Here is a 19420-nt window from a genome sequence, read left to right on the forward strand (position 1 = left end):
TCAGAGACTCGCCGCGTGGTCGGGGACGTAGGTCTGCAGATCACGCGGCGGGCGCTCGTAGCCGGTCGACGGCGGCCGGTGCGGTAGCTCAAGGACCGGCGGCGGCACGTCGTCGTACGGCAGGGATTCCAGCAGATGGGCGATCATGTTCAGCCGTGCGCGGCGTTTGTCGTCGCTCTCCACGACGTACCAAGGCGCCTCGGAGATGTCCGTATGGACCAGCATCTCGTCCTTGGCCCGCGAGTAGGCCTCCCAGCGGGTGATCGACTCCAGGTCCATCGGCGAAAGCTTCCAGCGGCGCAGCGGATCCTCCAGGCGGCGCCGGAACCGCTCCTGCTGCTCGGTGTCGCTCACGGAGAACCAGTACTTGCGCAGCAGGATCCCGGACTCGACCAGCATCCGTTCGAAGATCGGGCATTGTCTCAGGAAGAGTTGATACTCCTCCTTCGTGCAGAAGCCCATCACGTGCTCGACGCCAGCCCGGTTGTACCAGGACCGGTCGAACAGCACGATCTCCCCGGCGGCCGGCAGATGCTCGACGTACCGCTGGAAGTACCACTGGGTGCGCTCGCGCTCGGTCGGCTTCGGCAGGGCTGCGATCCGCGCGACCCGCGGATTGAGGTGCTCGGCGACCCGCTTAATGGTGCCGCCCTTGCCCGCCGCGTCCCGCCCCTCGAAGACCACGACCAGACGGGCGCCCTCCGCCCGCACCCACTCCTGCAGCTTCACCAACTCCATCTGCAGGCGGAGCAGCTCCTTCTCATACACGTCGCGCGGCACCTTCGCCGCCTTCTTACCGGCCACGCCGCCTCCAGTACCGACGACTCATCGAGTCACCCACGACCACGGTGGTCCCTGACTGTAAAGGAGTTCATCACCATGACCGTACGTGTCGGCATCAACGGCTTCCGCCGCATCGGCCGCACCTATCTCCGCGCGGCCCTCGACCGCGCGGAAGCAGGCACCCAGGACGTCCACGTCGTAGCGATCAACGACATCACCCCGCCCGCCCCCTCGCCCACCTCCTGGAGTCGACTCCACGTTCGGACACATCGGACGCAAGGTCGTCCACGACGACCGCTCCCTCACCGTCGACGGCCGACGCATCGCCGTTACCGCCGAGCGTGACCCCGCGGCCCTGCACTGGTCCGACTACGGAGCCGACATCGTCGTCGACTCCACCGGCCGCTTCCGCGACCGGATCATCTCGGCTGCCTCCTGCACCACCAATTGCCTCGCGCCGATGGCCAAGGTGCTCGACGACACCTTCGACGCTCCGCACAAGGACCTGCGCCGGGCCCGAGCGGCGGCCCTGAGCATCATCCCGACGAGCACCGGTACCGCCCGCGCCGTCGGCCTCCTGCTGCCGGAGCTGGCCGGCGCTCTGGACGGGATCGCCCTCCGGGTACCCATGGAGGACGGCTCGCTCACCGACCTGACGATCGTGCTGAACCGCGAGGCCACGGCCGAAGAGATCAACGCGGCCTTCGCCGCGGCCGCCGACGGCCCGCTGAACGGCTTCCTGCGCGTCTCGACGGCGCCCATCGTCTCCCGCGACGTCATCGGCGACCGGTGTTCCGTGATCATGCTGAGCGGCGAGTACGACTACCTCACCACCCCCGAGGACGGGCGCCGGACGGCAGAGGCTATCCGCGGAGCGGAGTTCATCGAGATGAAGGAGATCGGCCACTTCCCGATGAGCGAGAACCACCCGCGCTTCGCCCAATACCTGGGGCAGGCCCTGGAGCGGATCGAGAAGCGGACCGGCTCCTGAGGCCACGGCGTACGTCCGTGTCTCCCGCACCCACGTCGCCCAGACCCTGCACTTGCCTGCTGTGGTCGATCCCATGGACGACACCGGGATAAGTTTCGCCCGGGACGTCTGCCACGGCAGGAAGGGCACCATCCACCAGGCATACCAGGACGGGATGGAAGGCCAACTCGGCGCACTGCCTGGTCGTGAGCGCCGTGGTGCTCTGGACCACCCGGTATGTGAGGTGGCCCTTGTCCGCAGCGCTCTCGCATCCGCCCGGTTCGTCAGCCGGGTGACGGACCGGGGTCTGCCCGCGCCCCCGACTGTCGTGGACACGGTCGTGGTCGGGGCGACCACAGATCCGACCGGGCCGGCAGCATCCTGACGTCGTGAGGGAACACCCTGATGGCCGGGGGCCGTCCCGGACCCACTGGCTGGCTGTTCCTCTGCATCAGCTGTTGGTGGCTGGTCGGGCGTCGCAGGGGGTGTTGTTGTTGCGGAGGCTGTGGGTGGTGTCGTTGAGTGGGTGGGAGCGCAGGTCGCCGGTGGTGCCGCCTTCGGGTGCGATGCAGACGTGCCGGCCGAAGTAGTGGTCCTTCTGGTAGATGCGGGCGGTGCGGCTGTTGTTGTTGATGGGGCTGGCCTTGGCGCGGAGGTAGTCGGGCAGGTGCGGCAGGGACCCGTCGACGGCGCGTCTGACGTGGGGCTGGCCGTTGAAGTTGGTGTCGGGGTAGATGCACACGCTCCCGCGCGGACACGCGATCTGGTCCCGGGCCACGGTGGGGGTACCCGCAGGGGTGGAGGTGTGGGCGGGGGAGAGGCCGGCCAGTGATGCGGCCAGGACGGTCGTGATGACGGCGGGGAGCGCGTGGTCGCTTCGGTGCGGAGGCGCTCCAGGCGCGGACCGCCATACGCCCCTGACGCCGTACCGCGCAGCGAGCTCCGCGCCGTCCGCCCCTAACACCGCTCAGTTCATCGGGTCCGCAGCGACGCGCCGTCAATTCGCGAGTGAGGAGGCGTCAGAGTGTCACCCAATAACCTATGGAAAGGGCGGTCCGTCGGAGAGGACGCGGCCGGCCGGTCGGAGCGCAGCCGGCGGTGCCGCCAACAGGGTTGAACGGACCGGCCCGGGCGGCCAGCCGTGGAAGAACCGCGGCCCCCGGCCGGTTGACTTCGGTCATGCGAGCCATCATCACCAACCGCTACGGCGGTCCGGAAACGCTTGAATTCGCGGAGACCGATGACCCCAAGGTCAGCCCGGACCAGGTACTCGTCCGGGTGAAGGCCGCCGGCGTCAACCCTGTCGACTGGAAGATCGTCGCCGGGCACCTCGACCCGATCATGTACGTCCACTTCCCGCTCGTGCCCGGCTGGGACGTCGCAGGCGTCGTGGAGGCCGTCGGCCTGGACACCCCCGAGTTCTCGGTCGGCGACGAGGTCTTCGGCTACGTCCGCAAGGACGAGGTGCAGCACGGCACCTACGCGGAGCTCGTCGCCGCGCCGGTGCGCACTCTCGCGCGCAAGCCCGCCTCGCTGGACTGGCGGCAGGCGGCCGGAGTGCCTCTGGCGGGGCTGATGGCCTTGCAGTCACTGCGCCGGGTGGGCGTCAGCAAGGGCGACACGGTCCTGGTGCACGCGGCAGCCGGCGGTGTGGGGTCGTTCGCCGTGCAGATCGCCGTGGCCATGGGAGCCCGCGTGATCGGTACCGCCAGCGAGCGCAATCACGACTACCTGAGGTCCCTGGGCGCCGAACCGGTCACCTACGGGGACGGCCACCGTCTGATCGAGCGGGTGCGGCAGCTCGCGCCGGAGGGCGTCGACGCCGCGGTGGACAACGTCGGCGGTGACGCGGTCGCCGCCTCCCAGGATCTGCTGAAGGACCCCAGCCGGCTGGCCTCGATCGTCGACCCCGGCGTGACACAGCGGGGCGGCCACCACGTCTGGGTGCGGCCCGACAGCGCGGACCTCGCCGAACTCGCCGAACTCGCCGACGCGGGCAAGCTCAAGGTCCACATCGACCGTGCCCTGCCGCTGGCCGAGGCCGCTGAGGCGTTCCGCCTGAGTCAGAGCGGTAAGACTCGCGGCAAGCTGGTCCTCGAGGTCGGCTAGGGACATCCAGTGCGAGGGCACGCCGTGCGGACTACCGGCGGGCGCCGCGACGATGCCGTCCAGGGGCAACCCGTGCGCCGACCGGATGGCTCACGGAGAAGAGCCGGCCGCCGGCCGGAGGAGCCCGCCCGCGCGCCTGGGTCTGCCCCGAGCTCCTGCGCTCTCCTCGACACGTGGAGGGCGCAGACTCCTCGTCGCTGTCTGCGGTATCGGACTCTGCGAGGAGGCGGGCCGCGAGGTCGTCGGCCCGCTGCAGGGCCCAGGCGCGCAGGGTGGTGATGGTGGCAGAGCCGAGCCCGTAGGCGGCGGAGGCTTCGTCGTCAGTCCACTCGGCGCCCGTGGGGTTGGCCTGCAGATCCTCACGCTCGAAGCGGCCGCGGGCGTGACGGCGGCCGAACTCTTCGAGCTCGACATTGCTCCAGCGGCGGGAGGCTGCGAACACGTCGATCAGGTCGCGGGGCTGCGACGACTTCCAGCACCCCACCGTCCGGCAGCACTTCATCCACCTGATCGTCCAGGCCATCCGCTTCCTGCACAGCAGGACCAACCGTGCCCGCGCCCACCACACACCGCGCCGTCCCGGCACTCGGGCGGTTCCCCTTCCGGGTGTCTCTCGTTGTGGTTGTCACCGTTGGGGCAGCAGGCCGGTGAGGATCCGGTCGGGGGTGAGGGGGAGTGTGCGGAACCGGATGCCGGTGGCGTGGTGGACGGCGTTGCCGAGGGCGGCGGCGGTCCCGACGATGCCGATCTCGCCGATGCCCTTGCTGCCCATGGGGTTGAGGTGCGGGTCGTCCTCCTCGATCCAGTCGGCCTCGATGCCGGGGACGTCGGCGTGGGCGGGCACGTGGTAGGAGGCGAGGTCGGCCTCGGTGAAGTCGCCGAACGGGGCGTCCATGGTGCTGCCCTCGGTCAGGGCCATGCCCAGGCCCATGATCATGCCGCCGACGAACTGGGAGCGCGCGGTGCGGGCGTTGAGGATCCGCCCGGCGGCGTAGACGCCGAGCATCCTGCGGGCCCGTACCTCGCCGGTGACGGTGTCGACGGCGACCTCGGCGAAGTGGGCGCCGAAGGCGTGCCGGGCGTACGGGGAGTCGGCGTCCGCCCGGCCGGCGGTGTCGGAACGGACCAGGAGGCCCTCGGCGGGCAGCGGACCGGGGTGCTCGGCGAGCCGGGCCGTCAGGGCGGCGCACGCCTCGTGCACGGCCCAGCCCCATGAGGCGGTGCCGGAGGAGTCGCCGGCCAGCGACGCCGGGGGCAGGTCGCTGCGGCCCACCTCGGTGCGCACCCGGTCCAGGGGCGCGCCGAGGGCGTCGGCGGCGACCTGGGCGAGGACGGTGCGCGCGCCGGTGCCGATGTCGGCCGCGTTCACCCTGATGAGGAAGGTGCCGTCGGGCAGGGCCTGGGCGGTGGCGGTGGAGGGCCGGATCAGGACCGGGTAGGTCGCCGCGGCCACTCCGGTGCCGATGAGCAGGGGGCCCTCGGTCCGGGAGCGCGGGCGCGGGTCGCGCCGGTCCCAGCCGAAGCGGCGGGCGCTCTCGCGCAGGCACTCGGCGAGGTGCCGGCTGCTGAACGGCTTGCCGCTGCCGGGTTCCCTCTCCGGCTCGTTACGGATCCGCAGCTCGATGGGGTCCACGCCGAGGGCCCCGGCGAGTTCGTCGACCGCCGACTCCAGGGCGTACATGCCGGGGGCCTCGCCGGGGGCGCGCATCCAGGACGGGCTGGGGACGTCCAGCGGCACCACCCGGTGGGAGCTGAGCAGGTGCGGGGCGGTGTACATGACGCGGGACGGCACCGCGGCATGCTCCACGTACTTCCTGACGTGCGAGGTGTGCGTGGTGACCTCGTGCAGTACCGCGGTGAGGTGTCCGTCGGTGGTGGCGCCCAGGCGCAGCCGGTGCAGGGTGGGGGCCCGGTGGCCGACGGCGGTGGGCATGTACCGGCGGGGGTAGGCCACCGTGACCGGCCGGCCGGTGTGCCGTGCGGCCATGGCGGCGAGGACGACGTCGGGGCGCGGGGTGCCCTTGGAGCCGAAGCCGCCGCCGACGTGCTCGGCCACGACGGTGACGTGCTCCTCGGGCAGGTCGAAGAGGCCGGCGAGCACGGACTGGACGGTCGTGCTGCCCTGGCTGGAGGTGTACACGGTCAGCCGGTCGCCGTCCCAGTGCGCGGTGCTCGCGTGCGGTTCCATGGGGTGGTTGTGCAGGGGCGGCACCCGGTACTCGGTGTCCAGGCGGACGTCGGCGGCGGCGTAGGCACCGTAGGGGTCGCCGTGTTCGAGGCGGCCCGGCTGAGCGCCCTTTCCGGGCTCGTAGGCGTCCGGGTGGTCGGGGCGGAGTACGACATCGTGGTGCTCGGTGGCGTAGTCGACGCGGACGGCCCGGGCGGCGGCGCGGGCCGCCTCCAGGGTCTCGGCGACGGCCAGGGCGACGCACCAGCCCCGGTGCGGCACGTGCCGGTTCTGCAGGACTGCGAGGGTGGCGTCGTCCGTCCCGCCGAGGCGCGGGGCGTCGCCGGGGGTCAGCACGGCGAGGACGCCGGGCAGCGCGAGCGCGGCCGAGGTGTCCACGCCGGTGACCCGGCCCCGGGCCACGGCCGCCGGCACGGGCCAGGCGTGGACGCGGCCGGGCACCGGGTACTCGGCGGCGTAACGGGCGTTACCGGTGACCTTCTCCCGCCCTTCCCGCCGCACGGCGGGCGCCCCGAGGGCGGTGCCGGTGCGCGGGGCGGGGTGGGGGTCCTGCTCCAGGGCGCCGGTACGGGGCCGCCGGCCCTCGCCGGACTCACCCGGGGCGGCGGAGGCGGCGCGGGTGACGAGGTCCTCGTGCGGCAGAGCGGTCCCGGCCCGCGGATCGTCCCGGGCCGGTCCGGTGGCGGCCACCGGATCGTCGTGCGGCAGACCGGTCCCGGGCAGCGGGCCGCCGTGCTCCAGTGGGTCGTTCGCCATCGGTTCTCCTGGGGTCGGCCGGGTCCAAAAGAGGTCAGGCCGTCGCGGGTGCGGGGGCGAGGCGGTTCAGGACGTCCAGGGCGAGGTTGCGGGCGAGGGGCACCTTGTAGGCGTTGTCGCGCAACGGCTCGGCGCGGTCCAGTTCCAGGGCCACCGCGCCCTCGAAGGCCGCGGGGGTCGCCGCCGCGCCCAGCAGCGCCGTCTCCGCGTGGTGGGCTCGCCAGGGCCGGTGGGCGAGGCCGCCGAAGGCGAGCCCCACCTGGTCCACGACGCCGTCCGCGACCCGCAGGACGACGGCCACGGAGGCCAGGGCGAAGGCGTACGAGGCACGGTCGCGGGCCTTGCGGTAGGCGGAGGGCACACCGGCCCGGGCGGCCGGCAGCAGGACGCCGGTGATCAGCTCACCGGGGCGGATCTCGCTGTCCCGCTCCGGACGGACCCCGGGCAGCCGGTGGAAGTCGGCCACCGGGATGCTGCGCCCGCCCTCGGCGCCGTACAGCTCGACCCGGGCGTCGAGGGCCGCCAGGGCGACGGCCATGTCGGAGGGGTGGGTGGCGATGCAGTGCGGGGAGTGGCCCAGCACGGCGTGGTCGCGGTGCACGCCGTCGCGGGCACCACAGCCGCTGCCCGGCTGCCGCTTGTTGCAGGGTTTGCCGAGGTCCTGGAAGTAGGGGCAGCGGGTGCGCTGGAGCAGGTTGCCGCCGGTCGTGGCGGCGTTGCGGAGCTGTCCGGAGGCGCCCGCGAGGAGCGCCTGGGACAGCACCGGGTAGCGGTCGCGGACCAGCGGGTGGGCGGCGAGATCGCTGTTGCGGACGGTGGCGCCTACGCGCAGCGCGCCGTCCGGCAGTTCCTCGACCCAGTCCAGCGGCAGCCGGCCGACGTCGATGAGGACGCCAGGGCTCTCCACGCCGAGTTTCATGAGGTCGACGAGGTTGGTGCCGCCGGCGAGGTAGTGGGCGCCAGGGTGGGCCGCGTAGGCCTCGACGGCCTCCTCGACGCCGGTGGGCCTGAGGTATCCGAAGCCTTTCACCCGGTCACCTCCTCCACCGCCTCGACGATGCGCGGATAGGCGCCGCACCGGCACAGGTTGCCGCTGAGCCGCTCGCGGATCTCGGCCCCGTCCAGCGGCACGGGCCGGCCGGAGGGCTCCGCCGGGTCGGTGACGTGGGACGGGTGACCGGCAGCGGCCTCGGCGATCATGCCCACGGCGGAGCAGATCTGCCCGGGTGTGCAGTAGCCGCACTGGAAGGCGTCGCGTTCCAGGAAGGCCCGCTGGAGGGGGTGCGGTTCCTCGCCATCGCCGCCGAGGCCCTCGATGGTGGTGACCTCGCTGCCGTCGAGGGTGACGGCGAGCAGCAGACAGCCGTTGACGCGGCGCCCGTCCACCAGGACGGTGCAGGCGCCGCACTGGCCGTGGTCGCAGCCCTTCTTGGACCCGGTCAGGCCCAGGTCCTCGCGGAGCAGGTCCAGCAGGACCCGCCGGTGGTCGACGAGCAGGGTATGGGGGTTGCCGTTGACCCGGAGGGTGATCTCCGAGTGCGGGTCGAGCGGTTTTTCACAGGTCATGGCAGCCAGGGTCTTCCGGACGGGTCGTGGTGTCCGTGCGCACCGCGTATCCAGGCTGCGACGCCTCACACGTCCCGGCCACTCCAGGGCACCCCGCGGCCCCCGTCGCCGGGCCGGCCGGCCGGTTCAACTCCCTCCTCGAGCACGCCCGCGCCGCGGCGGCGGTGATCCGGGCCCGGGTCGCCGCCGTGGTCGACCTCGCCCTGGCGGCTGTCGACGTCACCGCGACGGTGTTCGTGATGAACGAAGGCGGCCGCTTCCACCACCGGCACCGGCACCTGCTCACCGAAGCCCGCCCCGCCACCTCGCCCTCGTCCTGCGCGGCCGCCGCCGCGACCCCGTCCTGGACGACAGAATTGTGGCCGCCGCCATTGCCACCCACTGCCTGGACATCAGCGAGCCGACGACCGTGCGCGGCCTGCCCTGGAACATCGCCGTGTTGAGGTCCCGGTAGCTGCGGAGCTGTAGCCACCAGGTCCCCGACCGTGTCACTCCTGCCAGGACTACGGCTGTTGCTGCCCACCAGGGGGACTCGGCGAGTGTCGGGAATCCGAAGCCTTTCACGCAATGGACCGGACTGGTCGAGCGCGGACGGACCGGCGACACGCCCGCCCCGCCGGCCACAAGGCGGCCCTCGCACGAGTGCTCCGACGACCGGCCGGTCCGCCGAGCCCCGCACGCTCCGGCTGGACACCACCCCGAAGGGCCAGGACGCGGCCGCGGACCACGCGCGCGTCGAGGAATGGCTGCGCGGATACGTCGGCGCCCCGCACCCAGACCTGGGCCGCAACGGCCCCGTCTGCCCCTTCGTGCCACCCGCCCTCAACGCCGGGGCTGCCCAGTTCATACCGCTACGACGTGGACGCCGCGAGCCAGCGGCGGCTCATCGACGTGCTGGAGGCCGAGATGGCGGCCTTCGAGGAGGCGGCCGATCCCCTGCAGCGGTGCCGCGAAGTGGGGCTGGGCGCCCAGCAGCCCATCCCAATGCGCTCATGCCGAAGCCGAGACCGATGAAGGACCAGAACACGAGGGGACCGGCTAGGACCGCGATGGCCAATGGGTCCGAACTGGCGCAGCTCACCGTCCAAACCGGCTAGGCGGTGCCTGTGCTTCACGCCGCCCGGCAGAGGCTGAAGGCGGCGTTCCCGGCCCAGCCGTCGGCAATCTCCCCGGTCGCCTTCGCCAAGGTCCTCAAGGCATGGGTGGACGACGCGAACGCCACCGCGCCGCGTAGGCGCTCCAGGACAGCTCCCATGTTTGTGCGCCGAAGGGCCAGGAAGTCATGACTGCTTGGCGAATATGGCGACGGTTTTGCGGGCCTGCTCCTTGTTCCCGTCCCCGCCTGGCACGAAGGGCTGTCAGTGGCGGGCGGCATCGTCGGCAGATGGCCGCCCGCTGTGCCTATGCTGGATTATGCTGATCAAGTACTCTCTGCCCGCACCTTGACTCGGTAGCGGTCCTCCTCGAGGGTGGCTGCCGGGGCGGTGGGAGGGCAGCCATGGTGGTGCTGACGGAGTTCAGAACCGACGATATTGAGCGGAGCCAGCGCTTTGCCCGTTGGTGCGACCTGACGTCCGACACACTCGTTCCTAGCACTCTGCGCACCGACCACCACGAGGACTTCCGAGCAGGTCTGCGCGTAATGGACCTCGGTGCTGTGCAGGTATCGGCCGTGACGTACCCATCGCTTGTCACGTCCAGGCCCACCAAGTTGGTCCGAAGATCCGACCCCGAGGGCTTACAGCTGATGCTGAACCTGGAGGGCAGCCACAGGCTGATCCATGGCGGCAGAGACGCGACCAGCACGGCAGGCGAAATGATGCTGTTCGACACCTCGCGGCCATGGCAGGGGTGGGCTGGTGCGGACCGTGGCCGGGTCGGAGGCGTCCTTCTGCAGTTGCCCCGCGCTCTGCTGCCGCTGAAGACTGACCGGCTCCACTCACTTTCCGCCACGCCTCTACCGGGCACGTGGGGAGTGGGCGCGCTCCTGGCCGGCTACCTCAGACAACTCGTCACTGGGCCGCACTCCTATACCGCGACTGATGGGCCTCGGCTCGCCACAGTCGCAGTGGACCTGCTCACCACGGTGTGCGCGCACCATCTGGACGCCGAAGCCGCCGTGCCGCCCGAGGTTCACCGCCGGGTTCTCCTCAAGCGGGTGCACGACTTCATCGACCAGCATCTCCCCGACCCAGACCTCACTCCCGCCGCAGTTGCCGCCGGATGCCAAGTTTCGCTGCGCCATCTGCACCGGCTCTTCGAGGATGAGGACCTCACCGTCGCCTCGTCAATCCGTCGGCGCAGGCTGGAGCAGTGCCGCCGTGACTTGGCCGACCCCCGGTCCATACGGCCGATAAGCGCGATAGCGGCACGCTGGGGGTTCACCGACGCCGCCCACTTCAGCCGCAAGTTCCGCAGCGCCTACGGCATGTCCCCCAGCGACTACCGCAACGGCCGACACGCTTCGTTGGCCAACTGAGGCGTGCCGGGAGCAGCCGGCTCCCCTCGCATGCGCCGGGGGTGTCGCGGAGCCGCTGTGGTGGAGACGCTCACGGCGCTGCGGACACATGCGGATCAGCCCCGCTCGGCGGCTCGCCAGCGGGTACCACGCTGAGAAGGCTGACCGGCCATGCGCTGGCGCCAGGCCGGCTCGCCATTCGAGGAACCTGCCCCGGCAGGTGTCCTCACCGAGAGCGTCCTCAACACGTAGAAGACGATGACCCTATTGGTAAATGTGCGGTTGCCACACCCGCCCTGCGATCCGTTTCCGTCACCCACGTAGTGCCAAGTCGCGCTGCCGTACAGCTGGAACTTGCCGTAGACGCCGTTGCCGTCGTTCTCCATGTCGCAGACTTCGACCCACACTCTGTCGTTGCCGACGCTGGCGTAATCGCTGCCTTCGTACACCCTCACCACCGCAGCGTTGGCCGGCAACGCCGCGGGATCAGTGCTGCTGGAGCTGGTCGGCTGGTGTCCAGTAACGGCTCGGCATCCGGCCTCTTCACGCCTCGTGTAGTTGGCGCGCATCGACAAGCACGTGGCACTCCTAGGCAATGAACTTTCCCGCGCGCCGCTTGATCATGGATCAGTCCTCGCGAATGAAACGGAAGCGTCTCGCGACATCCTGTCCTGGAAGGGATCACGAATGATCACAGGTCGTCGAATAGCCACTCTTGCGCTCGCGGCAGCATGCGCTGCGGTGCCGCTGACCACCGTCTCTGCAGCCGAGGCCCACGCCGGAACGGTCAACGTCTCTGGATTCGGCCCGACCAAGTGCACGGACATCGGCAACGGCAAGGTGTGCGCTACCGGCATCTCCGGTTCCCCTGACGGCTACGACGCGGCCTACGAGAAGTGGGGGGGTTCCACGGTTACGGCGCGGTTTCAGCTGATCTGCATCAACGGCTTCTCGAAGTGGGACAACGGTACCTTCACCATCTCAGCAGGCCAGAGGAAGAGCTTCGTCTTCTCGGTCGGCGACCAGGGGTCCTGCAAGGTGCTGCTGCACAGCGGTGGCAGTGCTTTTAGCAGCCCTTACGTAGTGATCCCCTAACGTAAAAGGGGAGGCGTTGGAGTACGCCGAAGCTACACGCTGCATTTGATGTAGCTTCCCGACTGCGACCACCTGGGTGATGGTCTCGCCTGACGAGTACGTTACGCGCCGCACCGAGTGGCACCGCGAACTCAGCAAGAGCCTGCGCCGCTGGTAGCCGCGGGATGACATACGAGACCCCGGGCCCTGTCGGCGGGCCCGGGGTCGGGTCAGAGCCGGGGATGGCCAGTAGTCGTCGCGCTCGGAGTTCGGTCCGTATCGCTCGATGAGGTCGGGAGGTGCAAGCCCCGCCTTCGACTGCCGGCTACGCGGCGACGGCGTCCACCACGCAGTCCTCGGCGTGGCCCGACTGCACAACCTGGCCCGCGCTGGGTAACCCCACCTCGGCCCACGTCCATCCAGCCCTGACCCAACACCCGCTTACGGGACGTCGTTTAATGTCTTGATCAGATCTATGCGGGCGATCTTGTCATGTGTGAGCTTATGCAAACTGTCAACGGAAGGGTAGTACACGTCATGAAGGTTCGTGCTCATCTCAAAGCTAGCGTGGTTGCAATCGCGGCGGCAGGTATCGCGGCAGTAGGATTCGCCGCGCCTGCAAGCGCCCAGCCGCAGGCACAGGGTGCGTTGCTCAGGGGGGAGGTCGCCGCTCTCGCGTCTACCTGCTATGGCAGCGCAAGGAGCTACACGAGCGACCTCTACGACAACGGGTGGTTCTGGTATGGCAGCGTATACCCATCCACCACATCCAACTGCTCCGACATCAACGTCAAGCCGACGAACGGCCGGATTCAGGTGCGTACTTGCTTCTTGCCCACGAGTGGGAGCGGTTACTGCAACAGTTGGCGCACCATCGAGAACAACACCTGGGGCACAGCGGCCACCGACGTTCGCGACGGAACCAAGTTCTACCTAAACTTCAGTGGTCCGAGCGCTGGGCTCGTAGCGTATTGAGTCAAGAGGACGACCGACGATTGCTGGCCAGCGTCAAATCATCGTCGTCGGTAGGTGCGTTGCGGCCAACCGAGCGGTGTTCGAGGCGACCTCCGTGGGTGATCATTCGGTTACGGGTAACACTTGCGGGACGCGCATGAAGGAACGGGCCCCTTGGTACAGAGATTGAACTGGTGATGTCGCGGGCGGTTGATCAGATCGCCGTGCTGGCCAGCCCGCGTGGGTCGCACCAGGCCTCGTAGTCGAACGATTCGGGCGCACGAAGAAGGGCTCGGGTGCGTGCCGCCCAAGTGCTGACCCACGCTTCTCCGGTCGCCATCGCCTCGTCGGTCAGCCCGTTCAGACTTGCCTCAGGCATGGTCTGGAAGCGCGTGCGCACGGCGTCGCCGGCCAGGAGGTAGAGGCAGCCAAGGAAGAAACGGCGGTGGGGGCACTTCCTGTCCGCGGTGAGGGTCAGGAACAGGGAGCCGAAGGCTGGGCGTGTGGCGATGACGTCCCAGTCCTGGGAGACCGGGGGTTGCGCTTCAGGCGCATAGGCCCAGGCGGTCATCTCCTCAGGCGTTGGATTGACTACATCTTCGAAGGTGGGTTCTCGGCTCACGGCGCCTATACAAGCGCAGCAACCTGATCACTACCAGTGGCGCGCGGATCGACGGGAGGCCGGGGCTTCGGCTCGCAGAGGCTCTCCGGTTCGTCCATGCCGAGGGCCATGCCCGTGCCAGCAAGGCAGCCGTCGACCACCCGCGGCCGGTATTGGATCTGCTTCAGTCGGCGCTTCACGGTTCGGGTGATCTGGCCGAGGTCGGCCGCAGCAAGATTGCCGATGTCGCGCTTGACCAGCGACCAGATCCCCTCGGTCGGATTGAGGTCGGGGGCATAGGTGGGCAGTTGGAACACGGTGAGCCACTCGGCGTTAGCGTCGATGAACTCCCGCATGCCCGCTGTCAGGTGCACACGGACGTTGTCCCACGCCAGCACGATCGGGCCGCCGAGCTGGAGGCGGGCACGGATGACCAGGTTGCGGAAGTCCCGCCAACCGAAGCCCTTCGGCTCGTCCTGGCGACCCCGATACTCGCGAACATGGCTTTCGCGGCGGGCGCCAACGGCCTGGTCATCGGCCTCGGCGCGCCCACCCACGTCGAGGCGCCGGTGTTCGACGCGAAGTTGCCCCGCTCCTGGCTGGTGGACCTCTCCCATGTGGACCTGCCGCGGATGAAGGTCGGCAAGGACACGTGGGCGGACCTGGACGCGAGTCTGCTGCCGAGCCCGTTCACGCCGAAGGGCGAGCGACCGCAGGGCCCGGCCTGGTACGCGACGCCCACTGTGGCGTACGCGGTGGAACTCGGCTACGACGTCACCCCGATCGAGGCCTACGTCCGCCACGACAACGGCCGCTACCTCGACGGCTGGTACCAGCGGCTGCGACGACAACGGCCGCTACCTCGACGGCTGGTACCAGCGGCTGCGACGACAACGGCCGCTACCTCGACGGCTGGTACCAGCGGCTGCGCGACGCCTACCTCGCCACCATGGCCGACCTGGGCGTGCACGCGGACATGGAGCCGGCCGACTTCCTGGCCGCGATGGACGGCTACAAGGACCGTGACCCGCAGCTGGCGATCGTCGTCTCGGCCATCAAGGCGACCGTGAAGGGCGGCCTGGGCAAGCTGCGCGAGCGCCCGTGCGGCGAGGGCTGGAAGCCCGGGCACCGTGGCGGGCGCTGTCCCGTCCCACCTGGCGGCCGGACCTCCGCGCGGCGGTCATCTCCCGCACCCGGATCAACCTGCACCGCAAGATCGTCAAGCACGCGGCGTTCACCGGGCAGTACCCGGTCGCGGTCCTGTCCGGCTGCGTCGTCTACGCGGCAGGCGGCACCAGCCCGCTGGACTTCCTGCCCTGCCGGGACGGCAGACCGCTGCCCGGCGGCTTCAAACTCGGCATCAACCCCGGCCTGGTCAAGCACGAGGGCACCCAGAGCGTGCTGTGGGGCGAAGAGGTCCGCGAGCGGTTCGACGCCCCGGAGCTCAACCTCGCCCGGTACATCAAGGACGGCCAGGTCACGGACAAGGACAGCGGGGAGTAGCAGGCGATGACCCTGTTCGGGGACGGCCTGGACCAGGCGGTGCAGCGGGCGTTCACACGCCCGGTCCCGAAGTCGGCCGGCGCGCAGATGCGGTACCTGGTCAAGCAGCTCAAAGGCACCAAGGCGGTCCCAGATGCTGCGGATCTCCCCGCGCACCGTCGAACGGTATGTGAAGGACCAGATCAAGAAGCCGCGCCCGGACCTCCGCACCTGCTGCACGGGTCGAACCGCTCGGTGCGCAACCATCTCTTCGACCGTCACCATGTCATCGTCCCGGCCAAGACCACGCTGGCCCCGGTGGTGACGGCAATCAGGGGTGGGTGTGGGCGCGCCCCTCATACCGCCCGTCGGCATCCGTCGAGTACAGCTGCACACCAGCCACAACGCCCAGCGGCAGACCGTCCCCGGACCCGGCGAGGGCCTGCCCGGGTCCGCCTGGGGCAAGTGCTGGGACCGCGCCGAGGCCCTGCGCGCCGACCTCGAAAGGGCAGTCGCCGCCTACGAGGCCCTGCGCACCCGCGTGATCACCACGAGCAGGTACGTCCGGCAGCAGAAGCGCGCCGGCTCTCCCTGCGCGGCGGCGGCACCCGGCACCGCGTCCTCGACACCCTCGACGCCTGGACCGAAGACCCCGGCCCCCTCAAGCTCGCCGGGTCGCCCAGGGAGCAGTCGTGACCTCCAAGTCCCACGGCCCCGGCCCAGTACCGTCGTGCCAGGCACTCAGTTCGTCGCCGTTCACGCACAGGATTCCGCACTGTTCGGCGTATTCGAGGGCGGGGGCGGTGAAGTCGCTCGTCGTGACGACCACGGCAATGTCGGCCTCGTGGACGGTGAAGCAGGTGCCCCCGAACCGCTGGAGATCCTGGGAGCCCACCTTGTTGGTCTCGCAGTAGCGCTTGCACTGGACGATCAGGCGCCGCCCGTCCGGGGTGACGGCCGTGACGTCGGCACCCAAGTCCCCGGCCCCTCCGACCACTTCGACGTCCCCGCAGCCATCACGCAGGCACAGGTCGGCCACGGCCCGCTCGAAGGCGTCGGGGTCGAGTTCGAAGCAGTCCACCGGCAGGTCGAGAACGGCGGGGGCCTCCTCCTCCGATGCCGCCGCCGGGCTGAGCGTCGGCGGCACCTCCGGGCGGAGAGGGTCGGCGCCGTACCCGAAGGCCGGTTCCGCCGCCCCTGCCGGGCACTCGACGGCCGGTACCGCCACGGCCGCCGCCGCCCCCCTGACGCCTTCGGCCGCCGCCGTGCCGCGCATGCCCTCCGCCGTCGTATGGCGCATGTCGCGGAGGTTGTCGGACGCGGTCTCGGCCGCGGCCTCCAGCGCCTCGGCCGCGCGGCGCGCGCATCTCGCGGCGGACAGCCTGCGCCACCGGGACCGGGAGGCGAGCAAGGACGCGACGATCAGGACGGCGAGCAGTCCGGCCCCTTCCGGGCGATGTTCCACCATGCCCATCGCGATGCGGGCCACCGATGCCACGAGACACAGGACGAGCGCCAGCAGGACGAAGAACAGCGTGGTGGTACGGAGGTCGAACCGCCGGTCGCCGTAGAGGCGTCGGTCGCGTGGTGCGGGTACGGTCATGCCGGTCTTCCCCTCCCGAGAACGAAGATCGTTATTCCTCGTTCCCAAGATCAACGACTTCATCGGTGGGGAGGACGAGCCGAGTTGGGGACGGCCGGCCAAGGGGCGTCGGCCCTCAGGATGCGGCGGAGCGGGTTCCCGCATCTGCGTGGGAGCCCGCTCCCGGCACCCGCCTTTCGGGGCCGGACCTCCAAGAGGAGGTCGGATCGGTCAGCCCGGACACCCCCTGCCGGGAACAGCCAGACCTGTTCGTCGACTCCAGCCGCCCCCCCGCTCAAGAAGAAGACGACCGCAGCCAAGGCCCTGTGCGCCCGCTGCCCCGTCAGTGACGCCTGCACCGCCTTCGCCATCGGCAATGACTCCCGAGACGGCATCTGGGGCGGCGGCCTCACCGTCGACGAACGCGACCAGCTCGCACGCGAACGAGCCACCGCCATCGCCGACGAGAACTGAAACAGCGAGCCGCCCAGGACGGGCTCCTGGCGGCTACTGCACCGGGTGTGGGACGGCGTGGACGGAGGGAGAGGCGGTCACCGCCCGAGAAGGGCGCCGTTGTCAGACCCTGCTGCCACGCGCGCGGGACCCGCGGCATCCCAGCCGCACCAAAAGAAGGGACCGCTATGGACGAACTGCACTGGTATACCGCCGACGTTGTCCTCTACGACAAGCTCGTGCCGGACCCCACGTCCCCGAGCAACCTCATGAGCAATGTGCAGCAGGCCAGAGTCGCCATTCAGGGCGCCTTCCTCCACATCGACCCGCAGCGCGGTAAGGAGGCATATCCGGGCCAGGGGACGTGGAAGGTAACGGTCGTGGCCGCATCGGCCGTCAAGACGATCGAGTACACCACCATGGAGCCCTGACCGTAGCCACGCCCCGCTGTCCCTCTCGGCGAGTCTGCAGCGGGGCGCCCCTGCGCCCAGATCTCCGGTCCGCCGCCGCGCCACTCGAGCAGGTCCCGCAACACCTAACTACCAGCTACCTAAATTAGACGCCCTCTTACGGCTCTTCGTCTTCGTCGGGTTCTGATGCGTGACTGTAGGCAAGGTCCAGGACGTACCGTTCGGTCACGGGGCAGTTCTTCCACGCTTGTGTGAGGTCGTCTTCGGAGGTGTCATCGGTGGGCTGGTTGAGTGTGCTCCAGTAGTAGTCTGCGGTCGCCTGCCGATTTTCCCACCAGGCGTGGCCTTGGTAGACGCCGGGACGGGGCAGGGTGAGCTCGTCGGCAGGCCCGCGGTCGAGTTGACCGATGACGAGAGTCCCCGTTTCCGACTCGAGGTCGATGGCTACGTGTCCTTCGGCGTCGGCGGGCGGAGTAGGGGGCGTATCCCAAATGCGGATGGTGACCCGCACGTCGATGTCGGTTTGCAGGCTCAAGAGGTACAGGTGGTAGCCATTACCAGCCACTACCTGTACCTCTGCGGCGTCCAGTGCTGCTTCATCGCCAAGGAAGGCGTCGGCGTCGTACACCTCGACGATGCAACGGCCAGGAGTGGCACTGATGTTGTGCTCGGCGAGAAGAGCCATGGACCGAGAGCCTTCCTGCTAGTTCGTGATCTTCATGTAGAAGGCGTCGCCGCCCAGGACGCGGTTGAGAGTGTAGGCCGCGGCGAGACGTTCTCCGCCTCTACGGTTGTCCGGCCCGTCAATGAGTCGCACGGAGAAGCGGGTGTCGCCTTTGGTCGACCCTTCCTTGGTGGATGCGAAGGGATACTCATCGCACTGCAGGCCGCTTCCGGCGTAGTTTCCCCAAACCTTTTTGCATTCACCGATCGACTTTTCGCGATTTGCGTCGATCTTGGTTGCGTTGACTTCCCGGTGTAGGGGTTCCTTCGTTCCGGGGACGGACTTGCCCGGCCAGGAAGGGAAGGTGCGCTCGGGGCGGTTGAGAGCGTCGTAGATGTGCAGAGCGCTCTCGTTGACCGCGGGATCCGCCTGGCTCATGACGAGTTCCACCCGGGCCCCGGTGAAGACGGTGCCCTGGAACTTGCCGGCGATTTTCCCGGCGTAGTCGTAGCGGACGCTGGAGTTGTAGACCCCGCCGCCTTCGGTGAACGGCGCGGCATTGGGAGAGCTGGCGCTGAGATCCATCGAAACGGTTGAGAAGACCCGCTGCTGGTTGCCCTGGTCGAACAGGGGACCCTTGTCTGGAGAGACGTAGGCCAGATTCCAGTGCGGCTGGCTGTCCCAGACGCCGAGCAACTCGTCGCGTTCGGTGGTCTGCGGTGCCGTGACCTGGGGGTCCGGGTCGCTTTCGGAGGCGTTGACGTTGTGGTGGAAGTGCTGGCCGAGCCGCCACTTCGTGGCGTCCTCGGTCGGGATGGGCTGGACGATGATGTTCTCGATGCTGGCGAGGTAGTCGACCCGCCGGCTGCCGTCGTAGGCGAAGCCGAGCACCCACTGGTCGAACTTGAGGCGGCCCAGGGTGGTGGTGCCCCTGACATCACGTAGAACCAGGTCGAAGGGGCGCTTCTGGCAGCTTTCGAACCGCGACTTGATCCACCCGGCTGCGGCCTTGGCCTGCGCCGCGTGTGTGGCGCATTCCTGGCGCAGATCCTGCTCACCGTCGGGAGCAGGTCCAGGCGCCGCAGCGAGCGCCGGGGATGTCACGCCGAGGGACCGGGCGTATTCGGCGTAGGGGAGGGCTTTGCCCAGACCGCGCAGCGCGTCCGCGGGCACAGAGGAGGCGTCGACGAACACGGTGCGCGCCCCGGGGGCCCGGTCGTTTGCGGTGGAGGCAGCGTGGCCAGCAGACGTGCCTACGGTGGTGAGCAGTACGAGAGCGGTGGTGGTGGCGGTGGCTGTTTTGCGGGCCACGCGGATGGGCGAGGTGCCGGTGTTCACCAGTGGACTCCTTGCGGGCACGAAGAAGCTTG

Annotated in this window: 17 protein-coding genes and 6 pseudogenes; 11 read left to right on the top strand and 12 right to left on the bottom strand. The window is 69.6% G+C overall.

Features of this window, described 5'->3' with window-relative positions; translation table 11 throughout:
• The gene (ppk2, locus tag E5082_RS31610) at positions 1–804 is read right to left on the bottom strand and encodes a polyphosphate kinase 2 (protein ID WP_135794647.1); all 804 of its coding nucleotides are present in this window, start codon (positions 802–804) and stop codon (positions 1–3) included.
• Positions 805–879: 75 nt separating this feature from the next.
• Between ppk2 and E5082_RS31615 the strand changes: the two are divergent.
• Positions 880–1585: pseudogene (locus E5082_RS31615) on the top strand (type I glyceraldehyde-3-phosphate dehydrogenase); the annotation flags it as partial.
• Positions 1586–2204: 619 nt separating this feature from the next.
• Here E5082_RS31615 and E5082_RS33615 read toward each other — a convergent pair.
• Positions 2205–2717: a peptidase inhibitor family I36 protein gene (locus E5082_RS33615; protein WP_308437589.1), complete on the bottom strand. Its 513-nt coding sequence runs from the start codon at positions 2715–2717 to the stop codon at positions 2205–2207.
• Positions 2718–2932: 215 nt separating this feature from the next.
• Here E5082_RS33615 and E5082_RS31630 point away from each other — a divergent pair, with 215 nt between their 5' ends.
• Positions 2933–3862 carry an NADP-dependent oxidoreductase gene (locus E5082_RS31630; RefSeq protein WP_135794648.1) on the top strand — a complete coding sequence of 310 codons (930 nt, stop codon included), beginning with the start codon at positions 2933–2935 and terminating at the stop codon, positions 3860–3862.
• A gap of 193 nt (positions 3863–4055) precedes the next feature.
• On the opposite strand, the pseudogene E5082_RS33620 reads toward E5082_RS31630, so the two are convergent.
• From E5082_RS33620 to E5082_RS31650, 4 genes and pseudogenes are all read right to left on the bottom strand, one after another.
• A pseudogene (locus E5082_RS33620) lies at positions 4056–4322 on the bottom strand (hypothetical protein); the annotation flags it as partial.
• A 165-nt stretch (positions 4323–4487) separates the two neighbouring features.
• The gene (locus E5082_RS31640) at positions 4488–6806 is read right to left on the bottom strand and encodes a xanthine dehydrogenase family protein molybdopterin-binding subunit (protein WP_229919048.1); all 2319 of its coding nucleotides are present in this window, start codon (positions 6804–6806) and stop codon (positions 4488–4490) included.
• 34 nt (positions 6807–6840) lie between these two features.
• Positions 6841–7836 carry an FAD binding domain-containing protein gene (locus tag E5082_RS31645; RefSeq protein WP_135794649.1) on the bottom strand — a complete coding sequence of 332 codons (996 nt, stop codon included), beginning with the start codon at positions 7834–7836 and terminating at the stop codon, positions 6841–6843.
• On the bottom strand, positions 7833–8372 hold the full coding sequence (locus E5082_RS31650) for a (2Fe-2S)-binding protein (RefSeq protein ID WP_135794650.1): 540 nt from the start codon (positions 8370–8372) through the stop codon (positions 7833–7835). The genes E5082_RS31645 and E5082_RS31650 overlap by 4 nt, the downstream gene beginning before the upstream one ends.
• Positions 8373–8401: 29 nt before the next feature.
• On the opposite strand from E5082_RS31650, the gene E5082_RS31655 reads away from it, so the two are divergent.
• The 3 genes from E5082_RS31655 to E5082_RS31660 all read left to right on the top strand — a co-directional run bounded on the left by E5082_RS31655 (position 8402) and on the right by E5082_RS31660 (position 10851).
• Entirely contained in the window at positions 8402–8815 is a 414-nt protein-coding gene (locus E5082_RS31655) for a hypothetical protein (protein ID WP_135794651.1), read from the top strand.
• 96 nt (positions 8816–8911) lie between these two features.
• Positions 8912–9469, top strand: a complete 558-nt coding sequence (locus tag E5082_RS33625) for a DUF6875 domain-containing protein (protein WP_341869186.1) — start codon at positions 8912–8914, stop codon at positions 9467–9469.
• A gap of 401 nt (positions 9470–9870) precedes the next feature.
• On the top strand, positions 9871–10851 hold the full coding sequence (locus tag E5082_RS31660) for an AraC-like ligand-binding domain-containing protein (RefSeq protein ID WP_135794652.1): 981 nt from the start codon (positions 9871–9873) through the stop codon (positions 10849–10851).
• 95 nt (positions 10852–10946) lie between these two features.
• Here the strand turns inward: E5082_RS31660 and E5082_RS31665 are convergent, their stop codons facing one another.
• Positions 10947–11405: a hypothetical protein gene (locus E5082_RS31665; RefSeq protein ID WP_135794653.1), complete on the bottom strand. Its 459-nt coding sequence runs from the start codon at positions 11403–11405 to the stop codon at positions 10947–10949.
• Between the two features lie 166 nt (positions 11406–11571).
• Here E5082_RS31665 and E5082_RS31670 point away from each other — a divergent pair, with 166 nt between their 5' ends.
• Together E5082_RS31670 and E5082_RS31675 are read left to right on the top strand one after the other, a co-directional pair.
• Positions 11572–11925, top strand: a complete 354-nt coding sequence (locus E5082_RS31670) for a hypothetical protein (protein WP_135794654.1) — start codon at positions 11572–11574, stop codon at positions 11923–11925.
• A gap of 295 nt (positions 11926–12220) precedes the next feature.
• Positions 12221–12301: pseudogene (locus tag E5082_RS31675) on the top strand (IS5/IS1182 family transposase); the annotation flags it as partial.
• Positions 12302–13072: 771 nt separating this feature from the next.
• Here the strand turns inward: E5082_RS31675 and E5082_RS31680 are convergent.
• A complete protein-coding gene (locus E5082_RS31680) occupies positions 13073–13480 on the bottom strand; it encodes a hypothetical protein (RefSeq protein ID WP_135794655.1) in 408 nt (135 codons plus the stop codon).
• A gap of 101 nt (positions 13481–13581) precedes the next feature.
• A pseudogene (locus E5082_RS33875) lies at positions 13582–13959 on the bottom strand (transposase); the annotation flags it as partial.
• Here E5082_RS33875 and E5082_RS31690 point away from each other — a divergent pair.
• A pseudogene (locus E5082_RS31690) lies at positions 13957–14962 on the top strand (telomere-associated protein Tap); the annotation flags it as partial. The pseudogenes E5082_RS33875 and E5082_RS31690 sit on opposite strands and share 3 nt — an antisense overlap.
• Before the next feature lie 6 nt (positions 14963–14968).
• Positions 14969–15167 (top strand): annotated as a pseudogene (locus E5082_RS31695) (telomere-protecting terminal protein Tpg); the annotation flags it as partial.
• A gap of 435 nt (positions 15168–15602) precedes the next feature.
• Here the strand turns inward: E5082_RS31695 and E5082_RS31700 are convergent.
• On the bottom strand, positions 15603–16544 hold the full coding sequence (locus E5082_RS31700) for a restriction endonuclease (protein WP_135794656.1): 942 nt from the start codon (positions 16542–16544) through the stop codon (positions 15603–15605).
• A 120-nt stretch (positions 16545–16664) separates the two neighbouring features.
• On the opposite strand from E5082_RS31700, the gene E5082_RS31705 reads away from it, so the two are divergent.
• Both E5082_RS31705 and E5082_RS31710 read left to right on the top strand, forming a co-directional pair.
• Positions 16665–16997: a WhiB family transcriptional regulator gene (locus E5082_RS31705; RefSeq protein ID WP_135794657.1), complete on the top strand. Its 333-nt coding sequence runs from the start codon at positions 16665–16667 to the stop codon at positions 16995–16997.
• A gap of 167 nt (positions 16998–17164) precedes the next feature.
• Entirely contained in the window at positions 17165–17407 is a 243-nt protein-coding gene (locus tag E5082_RS31710; protein ID WP_135794658.1) for a hypothetical protein, read from the top strand.
• A 136-nt stretch (positions 17408–17543) separates the two neighbouring features.
• On the opposite strand, the gene E5082_RS31715 is transcribed toward E5082_RS31710, so the two are convergent.
• Positions 17544–18071 (bottom strand): hypothetical protein, encoded by a 528-nt coding sequence (locus E5082_RS31715; protein WP_135794659.1) that lies wholly within the window; start codon positions 18069–18071, stop codon positions 17544–17546.
• Positions 18072–18089: 18 nt separating this feature from the next.
• Entirely contained in the window at positions 18090–19388 is a 1299-nt protein-coding gene (locus E5082_RS31720) for a NucA/NucB deoxyribonuclease domain-containing protein (protein WP_135794660.1), read from the bottom strand.
• Positions 19389–19420: the final 32 nt, after the last annotated feature.

Origin of the sequence: Streptomyces griseoluteus (genome assembly GCF_004784465.1) — a bacterium.
Classification (GTDB): Bacteria; Actinomycetota; Actinomycetes; order Streptomycetales; family Streptomycetaceae; genus Streptomyces; species Streptomyces griseoluteus.